Below are 15,209 nucleotides of genomic sequence, written 5' to 3'. Positions count from 1 at the left end.
CCCTGTGACGGAGGGGAGAATGTCAACCTGTTATACAAGTGTCAATAACTTGTGTGCTGATTTTCCCGAAGCAGGACGCGATAACGCGCAAGGCTGCCCTTCAGGTGGTCCCGCATCGCAAGGCGCGCGGCAGCTTCATCGCCGTCCAGAATGGCGCGGCAGATCGCCTCGTGCTCCTCGCGAAGATAGCGGTTGTAATCGGCGGGGCGCACGTTGTCGCGGCCGGTTTGCAGCGTGCCGCGGGGAATGATGCCGATGCGGATCAGGGTCAGGAATTCGGCGAAGCGGGAATTGTTTGTCGCCTCGGCGATGGCATGATGGAAATCCAGATCGGCATCGCGCGTGGGTTTGCCCGCCTCCAGACAGGCCAGAACCTCGCGATGCGCCGAAAGGATGCGTTCTTCCTGAAGGGCGCTGCGGCGCTGTGCGGCAAGGCCCGCGGCCTCGATCTCCACCGCGCGGCGCAGTTCCAGCAGTTCGATCACCGAGGAAACGCGCCCCGGATCAAGGTTCAGGAACGGGCCTTGCGGCGCTTCCTGCGCAAAGATGCCAGCGCCCTTGCGGGCCAGCACCAGTCCTTCGAAGGCCAGCGTTGCCACTGCCTCGCGCACAACGGTGCGGCTGACGCCGTGAATTTCGGCCAGCCGCGTTTCCGAAGGAAGCCGCTCCCCCGGCTTCACGCGCCCTTCGGTGATCTCTGCGCGCAGCAGATCGGCCACGCGCGTTGCCAGCCTTTCCCTTGGTCCAGTCATCGCTCCCCCTCCGGCTGTCCAACATCGGGTATACAGATCAGCGCAAGGATGGCAAATAACGGTGGCTCCTGTATCATAGGCGGGCAGAAGAAGGACAGAAAGATGACCACCTCCCCAGCCCGGCCCCGAGGCAACCTTGTTGCCCGTGTCAGCGAGGCCTTGCGTGCCGAAATCACCGAAGGCCATCTGAAGCCCGGTGACCGCCTGCCGTCCGAGGCAAAGCTGACCGAGGCGCATGGCGTCAGCCGCACCGTGGTGCGCGAGGCGATCGCCGCGCTGCGCGCCGACCGGCTGGTGGAGGCGCGGCAGGGCGCGGGCGTGTTCGTGCTGGAAGCCGCCGAGCCGGAACCCGCGCCGTTCCAGAACATCGACTATGTCCGCCTTTCCTCCATGATCGAAATGCTTGAACTGCGCACCGCGGTGGAGGTGGAGGCCGCGGGCCTTGCCGCACAGCGCCGCAGCGCGCAGCAGGAAGAACGCATCATCGAGGCGTTCCGCGCCGTCGATGCGGCAATCGCGGCCGGCGAGCCCACCACCGCGGCCGATTACGACCTGCACATCGCCATCGCCGAGGCGACGAACAACCCCCGCTTTGCCGAGTTTCTGGCGATGGTCGGCGGCAGCGTGATCCCCCGCCGCGCGATGCAGGACGCGGCCGATGCAGCGCCCAGAACCTATCTGGCGCAGATCCAGGAGGAGCACGACCGCATCGTTTCCGCCATCCTTGCGGGGGATGAGGAAGCGGCCCGCCAGGCAATGCGCGTGCATCTTCGCGGATCGCGGAACCGGTACCGTGCCTTGCTTCGCGGATAACACATCATACAAGTGTTGACACATGTCTGTTGTGTGGGGTAGCGTCTGCTCAGAACCCAAAAATTCAAGGATCACGCAATGGACGTTCAGGCACTCAAGACGGCGCTCGGCTCGGGGCTGTTGTCGTTCCCGGTGACGCATTTCGACGGCGAGGGCCGCTTTGCGCCCGAAAGCTACCAGTCGCATGTCGAATGGCTGTCGGGATTTGATGCACCGGTACTGTTCGCGGCAGGCGGCACGGGCGAATTCTTCAGCCTGAAACCGGCGGAGATCCCGGCGATCGTTCAGGCCGCGATCGAGGCTGCGGGCGACACCACGATCGTTTCGGGCTGCGGTTACGGCACCGAGATCGCGGTGGAAATCGCGCAGTCGGTGGAAAAGGTCGGCGCGACCGGCATCCTGCTGCTGCCGCATTACCTGATCGATGCGCCGCAGGAAGGCCTTTACCACCACGTCAAGACGGTGTGCCAGTCCACGGACATGGGCGTGATGGTGTATAACCGCGACAACGCGGTGCTTCAGGCCGACACGCTGGCCCGCCTGTGCGACGAATGCCCCAACCTGATCGGCTTCAAGGATGGCACGGGCGATATCGGCCTTGTGCGCCAGATCACGGCGAAGATGGGCGACCGGCTGACCTATCTGGGCGGCATGCCCACGGCGGAACTGTTCGCCGAGGCATATCTGGGCGCGGGCTTCACCACCTATTCCTCGGCGGTGTTCAACTTCGTGCCGCAGCTGGCGATGGACTTCTACAAGGCGCTGCGCGCCAATGACCGCGCCACCTGCGAAAAGATCCTGAACGAGTTCTTCTATCCCTTCATGGCGATCCGCAACCGCCAGAAAGGCTATGCCGTGTCGGCCATCAAGGCTGGCGTGCGGCTTCAGGGCTTCAACGCGGGCCGGGTGCGCCCGCCGATCACCGACCTGACCGCAGAAGAAGAACGCATGATGGATGCGCTGATCGAACCCTATCGCCGCAAGAAAGCCGCATGAAGATAACGCGCGTTCGTACGCATCTTCTTGATCACAAGCTGGAGGTCGCTTTCGAAAGCGCCTCCATGCGGTTCGACCGCCGCACCCATGTGCTGGTGGAGATCGAGTGCGATGACGGCACCGTGGGCTGGGGCGAATGCCTTGGCCCCGCGCGGCCGAATGCGGCAATTGTCGCAGCCTATGCCAACTGGCTGATCGGGCAGGACCCGCTTCAGACCGAACGGATATGGGCCACGCTGTATAACGCGCTGCGCGATCAGGGGCAGCGCGGGCTTTCCATCACCGCGCTGTCGGGCATCGACATCGCGCTGTGGGACATCAAGGGCAAGCATTTCGGGGTTCCCGTTTCCACCCTTCTGGGCGGGCGGTTCCGCGAAAGCGTCCGCGCCTATGCCACCGGCAGCTTCAAGCGCGACGGGGTGGACAGGGTGCAGGACAATGCGCAGGAAATGGCCACGCATCGCGATGCCGGCTTCCACGCCTGCAAGGTCAAGATCGGCTTCGGCCTGGACGAGGATCTGCGCGTCATCGCCGCCGTGCGCGAAGCGATCGGGCCGGACATGCGGCTGATGATCGACGCCAATCACGGCTATGACGCGATGGAGGCGATCCGGCTGGGCCAGCGCGCCGCCGAATACGGCATCGACTGGTTCGAAGAACCGGTGGTGCCCGAACAGCTTGCCGCCTATCGCGAAGTGCGCACCCGTCAGCCGATTCCGGTTGCGGGGGGCGAAACGTGGCACACCCGCTGGGGCCACCGCGAACCGATCGAAACGCGGGCCGTGGATATCATCCAGCCCGACCTTGCCGGTTGCGGCGGCTTTACCGAGGCGCGGCGGATTGCGGACATGGCCAGCCTTCACGGGGTGCGCGTGGTGCCGCATGTCTGGGGCACGGCGGTGCATATCGCCGCCGCGCTGCAATTCATGGCGGCGATGGTGCCCTCGCCCGTGCGCAACAACCCGATCGAGCCGATCCTTGAGTTCGACCGGACCGACAACCCCTTCCGTCAGGCCGTGATCACCCGGCCCATCGATCATGTGAACGGGGTGGTGGCGATCCCCGATGGCCCCGGCCTCGGGATCGAGATCGACCGAAACGCCCTGCGCGAATTTGCCCCCAAGGAGGACTGAATGGAGATGATCCGCACCCTGTCCGGCGCAAAGCCGGACACCGTGTTGCCCAAGGGCACGATCGACACGCAGATGCACATGTATCTTCCCGGATACGAGGCGCAGGAGGGCGGCCCCCCGCTTCCCCCCGGCGCGCTGCCCGATGCCGAACAATACCGCGAATTCATGCGCTGGATCGGCATCGACCGGGTGGTGATCACGCAAGGCAACGCGCACCAGTCCGACAATTCGAACCTTCTGGCCTGCCTGGCCGAGATGGGGGACATTGCCCGCGGCGTCGCGGTGATTCATCCCGACACGCCCGATGCCGAGATCGAGCGTCTGGCGCAGGCGGGTGTGACCGGCGCGCGCATCATGGACCTGCCGGGCGGCGCGGTCGGCCTTGCGGGGCTGGAAGGGGTGGATGCCCGTGCCCATGCCGCCGGCTGGGCGATGGCCGTGCAGTTTGACGGCAGCAACATCCTTGATCATGAACCGCGGCTGGCAAAGGTGAAAAGCCGCTGGATCCTTGATCATCACGGCAAGTTCTTTTCCGGCGCGGGCCGCGCGCAGATCGACGCTGTGAAGCGGCTGATCGATGGCGGCAATTGCTGGTTCAAGTTCGCGGGCGTTTACGAATCCAGCCGCACGGGCGGGCCCGATTATGCCGACGTTGCCGAGGTTGCGCGCGAAATCGCGGCCTATGCGCCCGACCGGATCGTCTGGGGCACCAACTGGCCGCACAACCTTGCGAAAACGACAGCGGATTACCCCGATGATCGTGCGCTGACGGATACGGTGCTGTCATGGCTGCCGTCGGATGAGGCGCGGCATCAGGCGCTTGTCACCACGCCCGAGGCGCTGTTCGGCTTCAAGCCGATGTAAAGGCAAGGACGCCGCCCTTTCGGGCGGCGTCCCTTTTTGATCAGGCCAGATCGCCTTCGATCAGTTCGGCCGGCAGGTTCTGGAACGCCACGGGGCGCAGGAACCGGCGGATCGACATGGTGCCGACCGAGGTGGCGCCGAAGTTGGTCGATGCCGGGTACGGCCCGCCATGAACCATCGAATCCACCACTTCCACACCCGTCGGGAAGCCGTTGATCAGCACGCGTCCGGCCTTGCGTTCCACCACCGGCAGCAGTTTGCGCGCGGCTTCGGTGTCACCCTTGTCCATGTGGATCGTGATGGTCAGCTGACCTTCCAGACCCTTGGCCAGTTGCACCATTTCTTCAGGGGTGCGGGTGCGGACGACAACGCCCAGCGGGCCGAACACTTCTTCGCCCAGCGAGTGATCTGCAAGAAACGCTTCCGAGGAAACCTCGTAAAGGTTCGGGCTGACCTCGCGGCCCGTGCTTTGCTTGGACACGACCGGACGGACCGAGTTGCGGCTGTCGAAGCGGTCCTTGCCCTTGTGATAGGCGTCGGCGATGCCATTGGTCAGCATGACCTGCGGTGCGACGGCTTCCAGCGCCTTGGCGGTGGCGGCGATGAAGGCGTCACCCTCGGCGCCCTGCGGAACCACGGCAATGCCGGGGTTGGTGCAGAACTGGCCCGCGCCCATGGTCAGCGAACCGGCCCAGCCCTGGCCCAGTGCTTCACCGCGCGCGGCCAGCGCCTCGGGCAGCATGAACATCGGGTTGACCGAGCCCAGCTCGCCGAAGAAGGGGATCGGCTCGGGGCGTTGGGCGCACAGGTCGAACAGCGCGCGGCCACCGCCAAGGCTGCCCGTGAAGCCGACGGCCTTGATGTTCGGGTGCTGGACGAGGCTGGTGCCAACGTCGCGCTTGCCGCCCTGGATCAGGCTGAACACGCCCTTCGGCATGCCGGTCTTTTCGATCGCGGCGTGGATCGCTTCTGCCACGATCTCTCCGGTGCCGGGGTGGGCGGAGTGGCCCTTGACCACGACCGGGCAGCCTGCGGCCAGCGCCGCCGCCGTGTCGCCACCTGCGGTGGAGAAGGCGAGCGGGAAGTTCGACGCACCGAACACGGCAACCGGGCCGATCGGGCGCTGGATCATGCGGATTTCCGGGCGCGGTGCGGGCTGGCGGTCGGGCATGGCCGCGTCCGTGCGGCGGTCAAGGTAGGCGCCGTCCCGGATGTGGCTTGCGAACAGGCGCAGCTGGCCCGTGGTGCGGCCACGTTCGCCCTGCAGGCGGGCGGTGGGCAAGCCGGTTTCCTGGCTGCCGATTTCCGTGATGGCATCGGCGCGGGCCTCCATCTCGTCGGCGATGGTTGCAAGGAACTTCGCGCGCTCTTCGCGGGTGGTGTAGGCATAGGTCCAGAACGCCTCTTCGGCGGCCTCGCAGGCGCGGTTGACCAGTTCGACCGTCCCGACCGAGAAGCTGTGCACCGGCCCCGTTGCAGGTTCCGAAGAGAATTTGGTGTCGGTGGCGACCCATTCGCCTGCGATCAGATGCTTGCCATGCGGAGTAAAGCTCATGTCGTGGTCCTTTCAGGTCTTGTGGATGGGATCACGGGTGAACATGCCACCCTGATAGATGGCGTTGGGATCATCGGCCGCAAGCGGGCCGTCCTTCGCCAGCACCGAGGCTGCGTAAACCTCGGCGTTGTCTTTTGGCCGCCAGCCCAGGAAGCCGGCTGCAGAGTTGTCCCACCAGCCGCGATCGTTGTCGGACGCGCCCCAGATGATGGGGCAGCCAAGGCGCGGCACGGACAGGCAGCGCCCGATCAGGGCGGTGAAGTCATCGAACGACATCCACGTGGACAGCATCCGGTAATTCGCGGGTTCGGGGAAGCATGATCCGATGCGGACGATCGCCGTTTCCTGCCCGAACTTCGAATGGTAAAGGCTGGCCATCGCCTCGCCGAAACACTTGGACACGCCGTAAAGGCCGTCGGGCTTCATCGGCATGTCCGGGGTCAGGCGCTGGTCTTGCGTGTAAAAGCCGATGGTGTGGTTCGAACTGGCAAAGACGATGCGCGGATGGCCATGGGCGCGCGCCGCCTCGTAAAGGTTGTAGACGCCCTTGATGTTGCCGTTCAGGATCTTGTCGAAGCTTTGTTCGACCGAAACGCCGCCAAGGTGGATGATGGCGTCGCACCCTTCCACAAGGTCCAGAACCGCGGCTTCATCGCCCAGATCGCAGCGCACGATTTCTTCGTTCGGGCCGGCCTCGCCCATGTCGGATATGTCGGACAGCCGGATGGTTTCGGCCAGGGGTTTCAGCTTTTCGCGCATCACGCGGCCCAGCCCCCCTGCCGCGCCAGTGATCAGTATTCGTTGCACTACGGTCTCCCCCTACGTGCTGGTGATGCAGTTATCATACAAGTATGCGTTTCCGCGTCCACCTCCAAGCGGGCGTATCGGCGGGATTTTCCGGCGGGAACTGCCGGGGGGCTGTCACGTTGGGCATGGCAACCCAAGAGGAGACCACCATGAAGATCGTGACCCCTTCGCTTATCGCCCTGATGCTTGCTGCCGGCGCTGCCCATGCGCAGGATGCGGGCACCGTCGACCTTACCTCGTCGGCGAACCTTGTCAGCGGGGATGAGTTGGAAGACGGCACCGTTTACAGCGTCGCCACCGGCATCGACCAGCAGTCGTTCGAGGGCGCAACCTATACCACCGTCGAATCCGAATGGGAAAAGGTGGGCGAGATCGAGGACGTGGTTCTGGACAGCGAAGGCAAGCTGGTCGCGATCGAGGCCGAGATCGGCGGCTTCCTTGGCCTTGGCGATCGCCATGTCCTGCTGCCCGTGTCCGATCTTGCACTGGTTGCCGGCAAGAACCGCGACTTTTCCTATGTGACGCGCCTGTCGCAGGAAGAACTGCGCGACCTGCCGGAGCTGGACCGCAACTTCTGGGAATGATCCGTTTTCCATGAAACCGGAAAGCCGCGCAGGGATCTTCCTGCGCGGCTTCTTTCGTTCGGGGTTCGGGGCGCATGGCACGCCCCAAGGCAGGCGGGGTCAGCGCCGCCCGGTCACCATCTGCTCCAGCGAGCGGCCCTTGGTTTCCTGAACCGCGCGCCAGATGAAGAACAGCGACAGCAGGGCGAAGAAGGCGTAAAGGCTGTAGGCGAAGTCCAGCCCGATGCCCGACAGGATCGGGAAGGTGGTGCTGACCACGAAGTTGGCCAGCCACTGCGCCGCGCCGGCAAGGCCGAGCGCCATGCCGCGGATGCGGTTGGGGAACATCTCTCCCAGAAGGACCCAGACGGCGGGGCCCCAGCTGGCGCCGAAGCCCACGATGAACACGTTGGCCGCCACCAGTGCAACGGGCCCCCACGGATCGGGCAGGGACAGCGCGCCGTCCACGATCTCGGCATGGTTGAACGAGATGGCCATCACCGCCAGCGACAGCGCCATCAGCGCCGACCCACCCATCAGCAGCTTGCGCCGGCCCACGGTGTCGATCAGCGCGATGGCGATGAAGGTGGCCACGATGTTCGTGATCGACATGATGACCGAGATCATGAACGAATCCGATTCCTGGAAGCCCACCGACTGCCACAGCGTCGTGGAGTAATAGAAGATCACGTTGATGCCGACGAATTGCTGGAACACCGACAGGATGATCCCGATCCAGACGACCCCGTGGAACACGAAGCTGCCGCCCCTCAGGTCGGCGAACGACTTGCGCGCCTCGGCACCGACGGTGCCGCGGATCTCCTCGATCTTGGCACTCAGACGGTCCGGGTTCCTGATGCCCACGACCTTGTCCAGCACGGTCCGCGCCTCGTCGATGCGGTTGCGTTCCACCAGATAGCGGGGAGATTCGGGCAGGCGCATCGCCAGAAGGCCGTAAATGGCCGAGGGCACGACCTCGGTCAGGAACATCCAGCGCCATGCCGTGCCGCCCCAAAGCGCCTGCGCCGCGCCGCCCGCCATGCCGGCAAGGATCGCGCTGACCAGAAGCGACAGGAAGATGCCGAACACGATCGCCATCTGCTGCAGGGTTCCAAGGCGTCCGCGGCTGCCCGCGGGCGACACCTCGGCGATATAGGCCGGCGCGATGACCGAGGCAAAGCCGACGCCAACCCCGCCCACGAAGCGCCAGATGATCAGGTCCGTCGCGCCGAAGGCCAGCGCAGAGCCGATGGCGCTGACCGTCAGCAGGACCGAGGCGATGACCATCGTGCGCACGCGCCCGAACTTTTCAGCGCAGACACCGGCATACCATGCGCCGATCATGGCCCCCAGCAGGGCGCAGGATACGGTGAAGCCGATCGCCGCCGCCGACAGCCCGAATTCGTTGCGGATGGCATCAACCGTGCCGTTGATGATCGAGCTGTCATAGCCGAACAGGAACCCGCCAAGGGCCGCTGTGCCCGTGACAAGCATCAGGCGGCGCGACAACGTGCCGTCCTGATCGTGATCTTCTTGCATGTTTCCGTGGTCCTTCTTCCGTAACCGGCCAGTACCGGCCGGTCTGGCCTGATCTGCCTTGGAAGGGGGGCAGGTCAACCTGCAAAATCGTATCGGTTCGGGAAAATCCCGTCACACAACCGGCAGTTGCGAAGAAGGGGCCAGCCCGCAGTGCTGCCCCCTTGATGCGATCAGTCGCGCGGCTTGAACATCCGCTCGCTCAGCCCTGCAACAAGCGGGGCGGGCATCACCTCTGACGCGGCGCCCTGCAGCTTGTTCTTCAGCGTGGGCGTGATCTGCGCCCGGCCGGCGATCATCGCGTCATAGCCTGCACGGGCCACCATCGCGGGATCGTCCTTCTTCATTTTTCCTATGGCGGTATCGTCAAGGCCCGCGCGGGTGAAGAAGCTGGTTTCCGTGGCGCCCGGCATCAGGCAGGTGACGGAAACGCCGGTATCCTGCAACTCGTGCCCAAGGGCGACCGCGAAGGTGTTCAGGAACGCCTTGGTGCCCGCATAGACGGTTTGCCAGCTTCCCGCCATGTATCCCATGATGGAGCCGGTGATCAGGATCCGCCCGCTGCCACGCGCCACCATGCGCCGGCACAGCGGATGGGCAAGGCGCACGGTGCCAAGGATGTTGGTCTGGATGATCCGCTCGATCTCCTCCATCTCCTGCTGCTGGACGGTGCCCACAAGGCTGGTGCCGGCGTTCAGGAACAGAAGGTCCACCTCGCGCCCGCCGATGGCGTCAAGAATTGTGGCGCATCCTTCGGCCGTGGCCTGATCGGCGTGAATTCCTTCGGCGCGCAATTCGCCCGCGGCGGTGTGGATCTCGGGCTCGTTCGCGATCATGATCAGATCGTCCCCCTCAGCCACGCAGATGCGCGCCATTTCCAGCCCGATCCCGCTGGACGCTCCGGTTACGACTGCAAGTGTCATGGGTTCAGCACCACCTTGATGCATCCGTCTTTCTTGTCACGGAAGGTCTTGTAAAGCTCGGGCCCGTCTTCAAGGCTTCCCTTGTGGGTGATCACGAATGACGGATCGATCCGCCCTTCCTGGATGTGATCCAGCAGCTTCGGCAGATACCGCTGCACCGGCGTTTGCGCCATGCGGAAGGTCAGCCCGCGGTTGATGGCCGAACCCATGGGGATCTTGTCCAGCAACCCGCCATAGATACCCACGATGGAGACGGTGCCGAAGTTGCGGCAGCACATGATGGCCTGGCGCAGCACGAAGGGACGGTCCGTGCCCATGAAGGTGGCCATCTTCACGCGGTCGATCACGGCGCTGAAGCCCGAAAGCATGTCGGCCTCGGTGCCGACTGCGTCGATGCAGGCATCCGCGCCGCGCCCTTCGGTGCGGGCCATGATCTCGTCGTAAATGTCCACATCGCGGAAATCGAGCGTTTCGGCGCCCCCCTGCGCCGCCAGCGCCAGCCGCTCGGGCACGGTGTCGATCGCGATGACGCGTTCCGCCCCCAGCATGAAGGCCGAGCGGATCGCCATCTGGCCGACAGGACCGCAGCCCCAGATCGCGACGGTTTCACCGCCCTTCAGATCGCAGAACTCTGCCGCCATGTATCCGGTGGGGAAGATGTCGGACAGGAACAGCGCCTGATCGTCGGTCAGGTTGTCGGGCACCTTGATCGGGCCGGCATCGGCAAAGGGCACCCGCAGGAATTCGGCCTGACCGCCCGCATAGCCGCCCAGAATGTGCGAATAGCCGAACAGGCCGGCTGGGGAATTGCCCCACAGCTTGCGCGCCTGATCGTGGTTGCGGTTGGACCGTTCGCAGCCAGAGAAGAAGCCCCGCTTGCAGAAGAAGCACTCGCCGCAGGCGATGGTGAAGGGCACGACCACGCGGTCGCCCACCGAAAGGGCCTTGTTGTCGCGGCCCACCTCGACCACCTCGCCCATGGCTTCGTGGCCGATGATGTCGCCGTGGTGCACATGCGGGATCACCCCGTCATAGATGTGCAGGTCCGACCCGCAGATCGCGCAGGAGGACACCTTGATGATCGCGTCGCGCCCGTCCTCGATCTTGGGGTCGGGGACGTTGTCGCAACGCATGTCGCTTTTGCCGTGCCATGTGATGGCTTTCATGGTGTCCTCCTGTTTTTCGCGATCAGATGAAGGGCGCGCCGCCGGTGACGGCGATCGTCGCACCCGAGGTGTAGCTGGAAACCGGATCGGCCAGCATGACATAGGCCGGTGCGATTTCCGCCGGCTGGCCCGGACGGCCCATCGGCACCTGCTGGCCGAAGGTCTTGACCTTTTCTGCGGGCATGGTCGACGGGATCAGCGGCGTCCAGAACGGGCCGGGGGCCACGCAGTTCACGCGGATGCCCTTTTCGCCCAGCAACTGCGCCAGCCCGCCGGTGAAGTTGTGGATCGCGCCTTTCGTGGTGGCATAGGCCAGCAGCGTGGGGCGCGGCGTGTCGGCATTGACCGAGGTCGTGTTGATGATCGACGATCCCGGCTTCATGTGCGGAACGGCGGCCTTCGACAGGTAGAACATCGAATGGATGTTGGTGGCGAAGGTGATCTCCCACTCCTCGTCGGGGATATCGGTGAATTCGGTGATGTTGGCCTGATGGGCGGCATTGTTCACAAGGATGTCCAGCCCGCCCAGTTCCTTCACCGCAGTTTCAACCACGCGGCGGCATTCGTCGGGGCGCTTCAGATCGCAGGCCAGCGCGACACCCTTGCGGCCCGCGGCTTCGATCAGGCGCTTGGTTTCGGCCGCTTCCTCGTGTTCGGAATGATAGGCGATAAGAACGTCCGCCCCTTCGCGGGCATAGGCAATGGCCACGGCACGGCCAATGCCGCTGTCGCCGCCGGTGATGATCGCCTTCATCCCCTCCAGCTTGCCCGAACCCTTGTAGCTGTCTTCGCCGTGGTCGGGGCGCGGATCCATCTTGTCCGTGCTGCCCGGCATGTCCTGCTGCTGTTCGGGGAAGGGCGGTTTGGGAAAATCTTTCATCGGTCGCCTCCATTGCGTTGCCCGGCATCAACGGGGGCAAGGGGACGATGTTCCCGCAAGGGTTGCGCGCAGGCGGAAAGCCCCGCCTGCGCGGCGCGGGTCAGGCGCGCAGAAGCCCTGCCGCAGCCTGCAGCGCGGCCAGATGCGTCAGCCCCTGCGGCATGTTGCCCAACCACGAGCCATCCTTGGGATCCACCATTTCGGGCAGGGTGCCGACGCCGCGGTCAAGGCCCGCCCGCAGCGCATCGAACGCCTTGCGCGCGCGGTCTTTCTGGCCCAGCCGAAGCCGCGCATCCACCATCCAGAACGAACAGGCAAGGAAACAGCCCTCCTCCTCCTCCATCCCGGAATAGCGGTAATGGAACGGCCCCGCGCCCAGATGCCGGTCGATCGCATCCAGCGTGCGTTCCAGCCGGTCCTTTCCGTCGAAGCCGAACCGGACCGCCAGCGCGACAGAGGCGTCCAGCTTGTCGGAATCCGGCACCATCGTGTAGGCGCCCAGCTTTTCGTTCCAGCAGCGCGTCTGGATCCAGTCGGCGATCCGCAGGCGTTCACGGTCCCAGCGGTCGCGGCAGGTGGTGGGCAGGTGGCCGTGGTCGGCCATTTCCACCGCGCGGGACAGGGCCTGCCAGCAGTTTATCTTGGACATGGTGTAATGTTCGATCTGCGGCAGTTCCCAGATGCCACTGTCGGGCTGGCGCCACATGTCGGCGCATTCGTCGGCCAGATGGGACAGGGTTTCGGCGCTTCCGGCATCGATCACGTGCCCCTGCCGCGTGAAGGCGCCCACCGTTTCGAAGATGTCGCCATAGGTGCCATGCTGGTGCTGGCCCGCCGCCTGGTTGCCCAGCAGCACGGGGCGGCTGCCGCGATAGCCGGGAAGCGGAACCTCCTCCAGGTTCTTGTAAACGCCGCCATCAAGGCTGAAACACACCTGCGAGCCGTGGGCCGCCAGCTGGTTCAGCAGCCATGTCATCGCGGCCTTCGCCTCGGCATCCGCGCCAAGGTCAAGAAACGACACGATCGTATGGCCCGCATCGCGCACCCAAGCATAGCGGTAGTCATAGTTCTTGTCGCCGCCGATGCGTTCGGGAAGCGAGGATGTCGCCGCCGCGGCGATCGCCCCGCTGGGCGAATAAAGCAGGATCTTCAGCGCCAGCGCCTGCCGCAGCATGAAACTGGACAGATCCTGCCCGTCATGGAACAGCACCGCCCAGTCCCGCCATTCCTTGTCGGACAGGTCGATGCGGCTGTCCACCGCCTCCAGCTTCGGCACGACCAGCGGTTCGGCGGCCCCGGCCACGATGCCGAAAGTGTGCCGCTGGCCTTCCGTCATCTCGAACCGGCCCTCGGTTTTGTCATCCTGCACCGCCAGGTCGGTGGCGTCGCTGTCGTAAAGGAAGACTCCCAGAACTTCGCCCACATGGAACAGGCAGTGCTTGCCCGCATGCGAAAGATAAGGGCTGCACCGCCCCGCACGATGGCCAAGCCGCAACGTCAGCTGAAATCCCATCCGGCCGCGCACGCAATCCAGCCGCCGGCCCAGTTCGGCCCATGGCATGCGGCCGGCGGTGCCGCTGTTCAGCGATTCCGTCAGCACCGCCTCCCCCCCATCGGTGATGAAGCGGGTTTCCAGAACATTGCTGTGATCGCGATAGGTGCGGGACACGCGGAAGGGATCGGTCGGCGTGATGGTGAAATGGCCGGCATATGTGCCGTCGGGCAATTCGGCCGAACCGATCAGCAGCCGGTCGAACAGGGGCGGGCTGTCCATGTTGGGCACGCACCACCAGTCAATGCCGCCATCCTCGGCCGAAAGCGCGACCGATCGGCCTTCGCCAAGCGCGCCATAGGCGTCAAGGGGAACAAAGCCGTCATCGTCGCGGCGGGGGGGAAGCGGAGTGTGGGGCATGGACGGTCCGTGTTGCAGGCCCGCCCATACCTATGGCGTGATCAGCGCGCGGCCAGCGCCAGCCCGTCCACCACCGCGGTGAACGCCTCGCTGCGCAGGATGCGGGCGCCCGGGCAAAGCGCTGCCGCTTCATCCGCCACCAGCCCCATCAGGCTGGAACCGCCGACAAGGATCACCCGCCCGATGCGGCTGGCCGGAAGGCCTGCCCGGTCCAGCGTTTCGGCGGCGGCGCGGCGCAGGTCGGACCTGAAGGCGGCAAGGGCGGCGTCCAGCGTTTCGGGGGTGACGCCCGGACGCAGGCCGCGTTCGATGAACCCCATCTCGATCCGGGCGTCGGCTGCGCCACCGTTGGCCGCGATCTTGGCCCGTTCCACCGCGAAGGCCAGATCGTGGCCGGATTCATCCTCCAGTACGGTGGCAAGGCGGGTGATGGCCTGCTGATCGGTGGCCAGCTTGACCATGCCCGCCACCATGCGCCGCGTGTCGGGGGTGTAAAGGAACGGGATCTTCGCCCATGTGGCCAGATCGTTGAAGATGCCGACGGGAACGGGCAGAAGCCCGTCGCCCATTTCGCGGCGCAGCTGGCTGCCATGGCCCAAGGCGGGCATGGCATGGGCCATCGAGACGGCATGGTCGAAATCCGTGCCGCCCAGCCGGATGCCGTGGCTGGCAAGGATTTCCGGCGCGGCGTTCTGCGTGCGGAACACCGTGAAATCCGACGTGCCGCCCCCGATATCGACGATCAGCCCCAGATCGTTCGCCCCGCCCAAGCCCTGGGCGGCCACGGCCGCTGCCTCGGGTTCGGCCATGAAGCTGACCTCCTCGAACCCGGCGGCAAGATAGCAGGCACGAAGATCGGCTTCGGCCTGCGCGTCACGGGCGGGATCGGCGTGGAAATGCACCGGGCGGCCCGAAAGCACGCGGGTGAAGCGCCGGCCCGCCTGCGCTTCGGCCTTTGTGCGAAGTTCGGTCAGAAAGGCGGCGATGATATCGGCAACCGACCGGCGGCGCCCGCCGATCAGCCGTGATTCATGCAAAAGCGAGGTGCCGAGCACGCTTTTAAGCGCGCGCATGTATCGCCCCTCGGTGCCATCAACCAGCGCGCGGCCCGCCGCGGCGCCGATGCGCATGCCGCCGCCCACGGGAAAGAACACGGCCGTTGGCAGCGTTTCGGTTCCCGCCTCCACCGGAATGCGGAACACGTGACCATCATGGGCGATCGCAGCCGCCGAGTTTGAGGTCCCGAAATCGATTCCGAGAATGTTCGTCATGCCGCTTTTCCTGCAAATGGGCCGCACCGCCTAGCGGA

At 65.2% G+C, this 15,209-nt stretch carries 14 protein-coding genes; 5 read left to right on the top strand and 9 right to left on the bottom strand.

Annotated features, from left to right (window positions below; all coding sequences use genetic code 11):
- Positions 1-41: 41 nt before the first annotated feature.
- On the bottom strand, positions 42-752 hold the full coding sequence (locus tag JX25_RS11765) for a FadR/GntR family transcriptional regulator (RefSeq protein ID WP_128255311.1): 711 nt from the start codon (positions 750-752) through the stop codon (positions 42-44).
- 102 nt (positions 753-854) lie between these two features.
- On the opposite strand from JX25_RS11765, the gene JX25_RS11760 reads away from it, so the two are divergent.
- The 4 genes from JX25_RS11760 (at position 855) to JX25_RS11745 (ending at position 4,558) form a co-directional block, all read left to right on the top strand.
- The gene (locus tag JX25_RS11760; RefSeq protein ID WP_128255310.1) at positions 855-1,565 is read left to right on the top strand and encodes a FadR/GntR family transcriptional regulator; all 711 of its coding nucleotides are present in this window, start codon (positions 855-857) and stop codon (positions 1,563-1,565) included.
- Between the two features lie 78 nt (positions 1,566-1,643).
- Complete coding sequence (gene kdgD / locus JX25_RS11755) at positions 1,644-2,561, top strand: 5-dehydro-4-deoxyglucarate dehydratase (protein WP_128255309.1); 918 nt, start codon at positions 1,644-1,646, stop codon at positions 2,559-2,561.
- Positions 2,558-3,694 (top strand): mandelate racemase/muconate lactonizing enzyme family protein, encoded by a 1,137-nt coding sequence (locus JX25_RS11750; protein WP_128255308.1) that lies wholly within the window; start codon positions 2,558-2,560, stop codon positions 3,692-3,694. Before kdgD ends, JX25_RS11750 begins: the two co-directional genes overlap by 4 nt.
- Complete coding sequence (locus JX25_RS11745; protein WP_241557948.1) at positions 3,695-4,558, top strand: amidohydrolase family protein; 864 nt, start codon at positions 3,695-3,697, stop codon at positions 4,556-4,558. It abuts the gene before it with no gap.
- Positions 4,559-4,598: 40 nt separating this feature from the next.
- Here JX25_RS11745 and JX25_RS11740 read toward each other — a convergent pair whose 3' ends face one another.
- Positions 4,599-6,113, bottom strand: coding sequence for an aldehyde dehydrogenase (NADP(+)) (locus tag JX25_RS11740; RefSeq protein ID WP_128255307.1), 1,515 nt, complete (start codon positions 6,111-6,113; stop codon positions 4,599-4,601).
- Between the two features lie 12 nt (positions 6,114-6,125).
- Positions 6,126-6,920, bottom strand: a complete 795-nt coding sequence (locus JX25_RS11735) for an NAD-dependent epimerase/dehydratase family protein (RefSeq protein WP_128255306.1) — start codon at positions 6,918-6,920, stop codon at positions 6,126-6,128.
- A gap of 149 nt (positions 6,921-7,069) precedes the next feature.
- Between JX25_RS11735 and JX25_RS11730 the strand changes: the two genes are divergently transcribed.
- A complete protein-coding gene (locus tag JX25_RS11730; RefSeq protein WP_164876144.1) occupies positions 7,070-7,504 on the top strand; it encodes a PRC-barrel domain-containing protein in 435 nt (144 codons plus the stop codon).
- Between the two features lie 99 nt (positions 7,505-7,603).
- Here JX25_RS11730 and JX25_RS11725 read toward each other — a convergent pair whose 3' ends face one another.
- From JX25_RS11725 to JX25_RS11700, 6 genes are all read right to left on the bottom strand, one after another.
- A complete protein-coding gene (locus JX25_RS11725) occupies positions 7,604-9,022 on the bottom strand; it encodes a sugar porter family MFS transporter (RefSeq protein ID WP_128255304.1) in 1,419 nt (472 codons plus the stop codon).
- A gap of 170 nt (positions 9,023-9,192) precedes the next feature.
- The gene (locus JX25_RS11720) at positions 9,193-9,942 is read right to left on the bottom strand and encodes an SDR family NAD(P)-dependent oxidoreductase (protein WP_128255303.1); all 750 of its coding nucleotides are present in this window, start codon (positions 9,940-9,942) and stop codon (positions 9,193-9,195) included.
- Positions 9,939-11,108 carry a zinc-dependent alcohol dehydrogenase gene (locus JX25_RS11715; RefSeq protein WP_128255302.1) on the bottom strand — a complete coding sequence of 390 codons (1,170 nt, stop codon included), beginning with the start codon at positions 11,106-11,108 and terminating at the stop codon, positions 9,939-9,941. The genes JX25_RS11720 and JX25_RS11715 overlap by 4 nt, the downstream gene beginning before the upstream one ends.
- Positions 11,109-11,130: 22 nt before the next feature.
- Positions 11,131-11,988 (bottom strand): SDR family oxidoreductase, encoded by an 858-nt coding sequence (locus JX25_RS11710; RefSeq protein WP_128255301.1) that lies wholly within the window; start codon positions 11,986-11,988, stop codon positions 11,131-11,133.
- A 100-nt stretch (positions 11,989-12,088) separates the two neighbouring features.
- A complete protein-coding gene (locus JX25_RS11705) occupies positions 12,089-13,900 on the bottom strand; it encodes a glycoside hydrolase family 15 protein (protein ID WP_128255300.1) in 1,812 nt (603 codons plus the stop codon).
- 41 nt (positions 13,901-13,941) lie between these two features.
- Positions 13,942-15,171: an Hsp70 family protein gene (locus JX25_RS11700; RefSeq protein WP_128255299.1), complete on the bottom strand. Its 1,230-nt coding sequence runs from the start codon at positions 15,169-15,171 to the stop codon at positions 13,942-13,944.
- Positions 15,172-15,209 lie beyond the last annotated feature (38 nt).

The organism is Falsirhodobacter deserti, assembly GCF_004015795.1.
GTDB classification, from domain to species: Bacteria; Pseudomonadota; Alphaproteobacteria; order Rhodobacterales; family Rhodobacteraceae; genus Falsirhodobacter; species Falsirhodobacter deserti.
The sequence above is the reverse complement of the archived record's forward strand: the minus strand, read 5'-3'. Positions and strand labels throughout refer to the sequence as shown.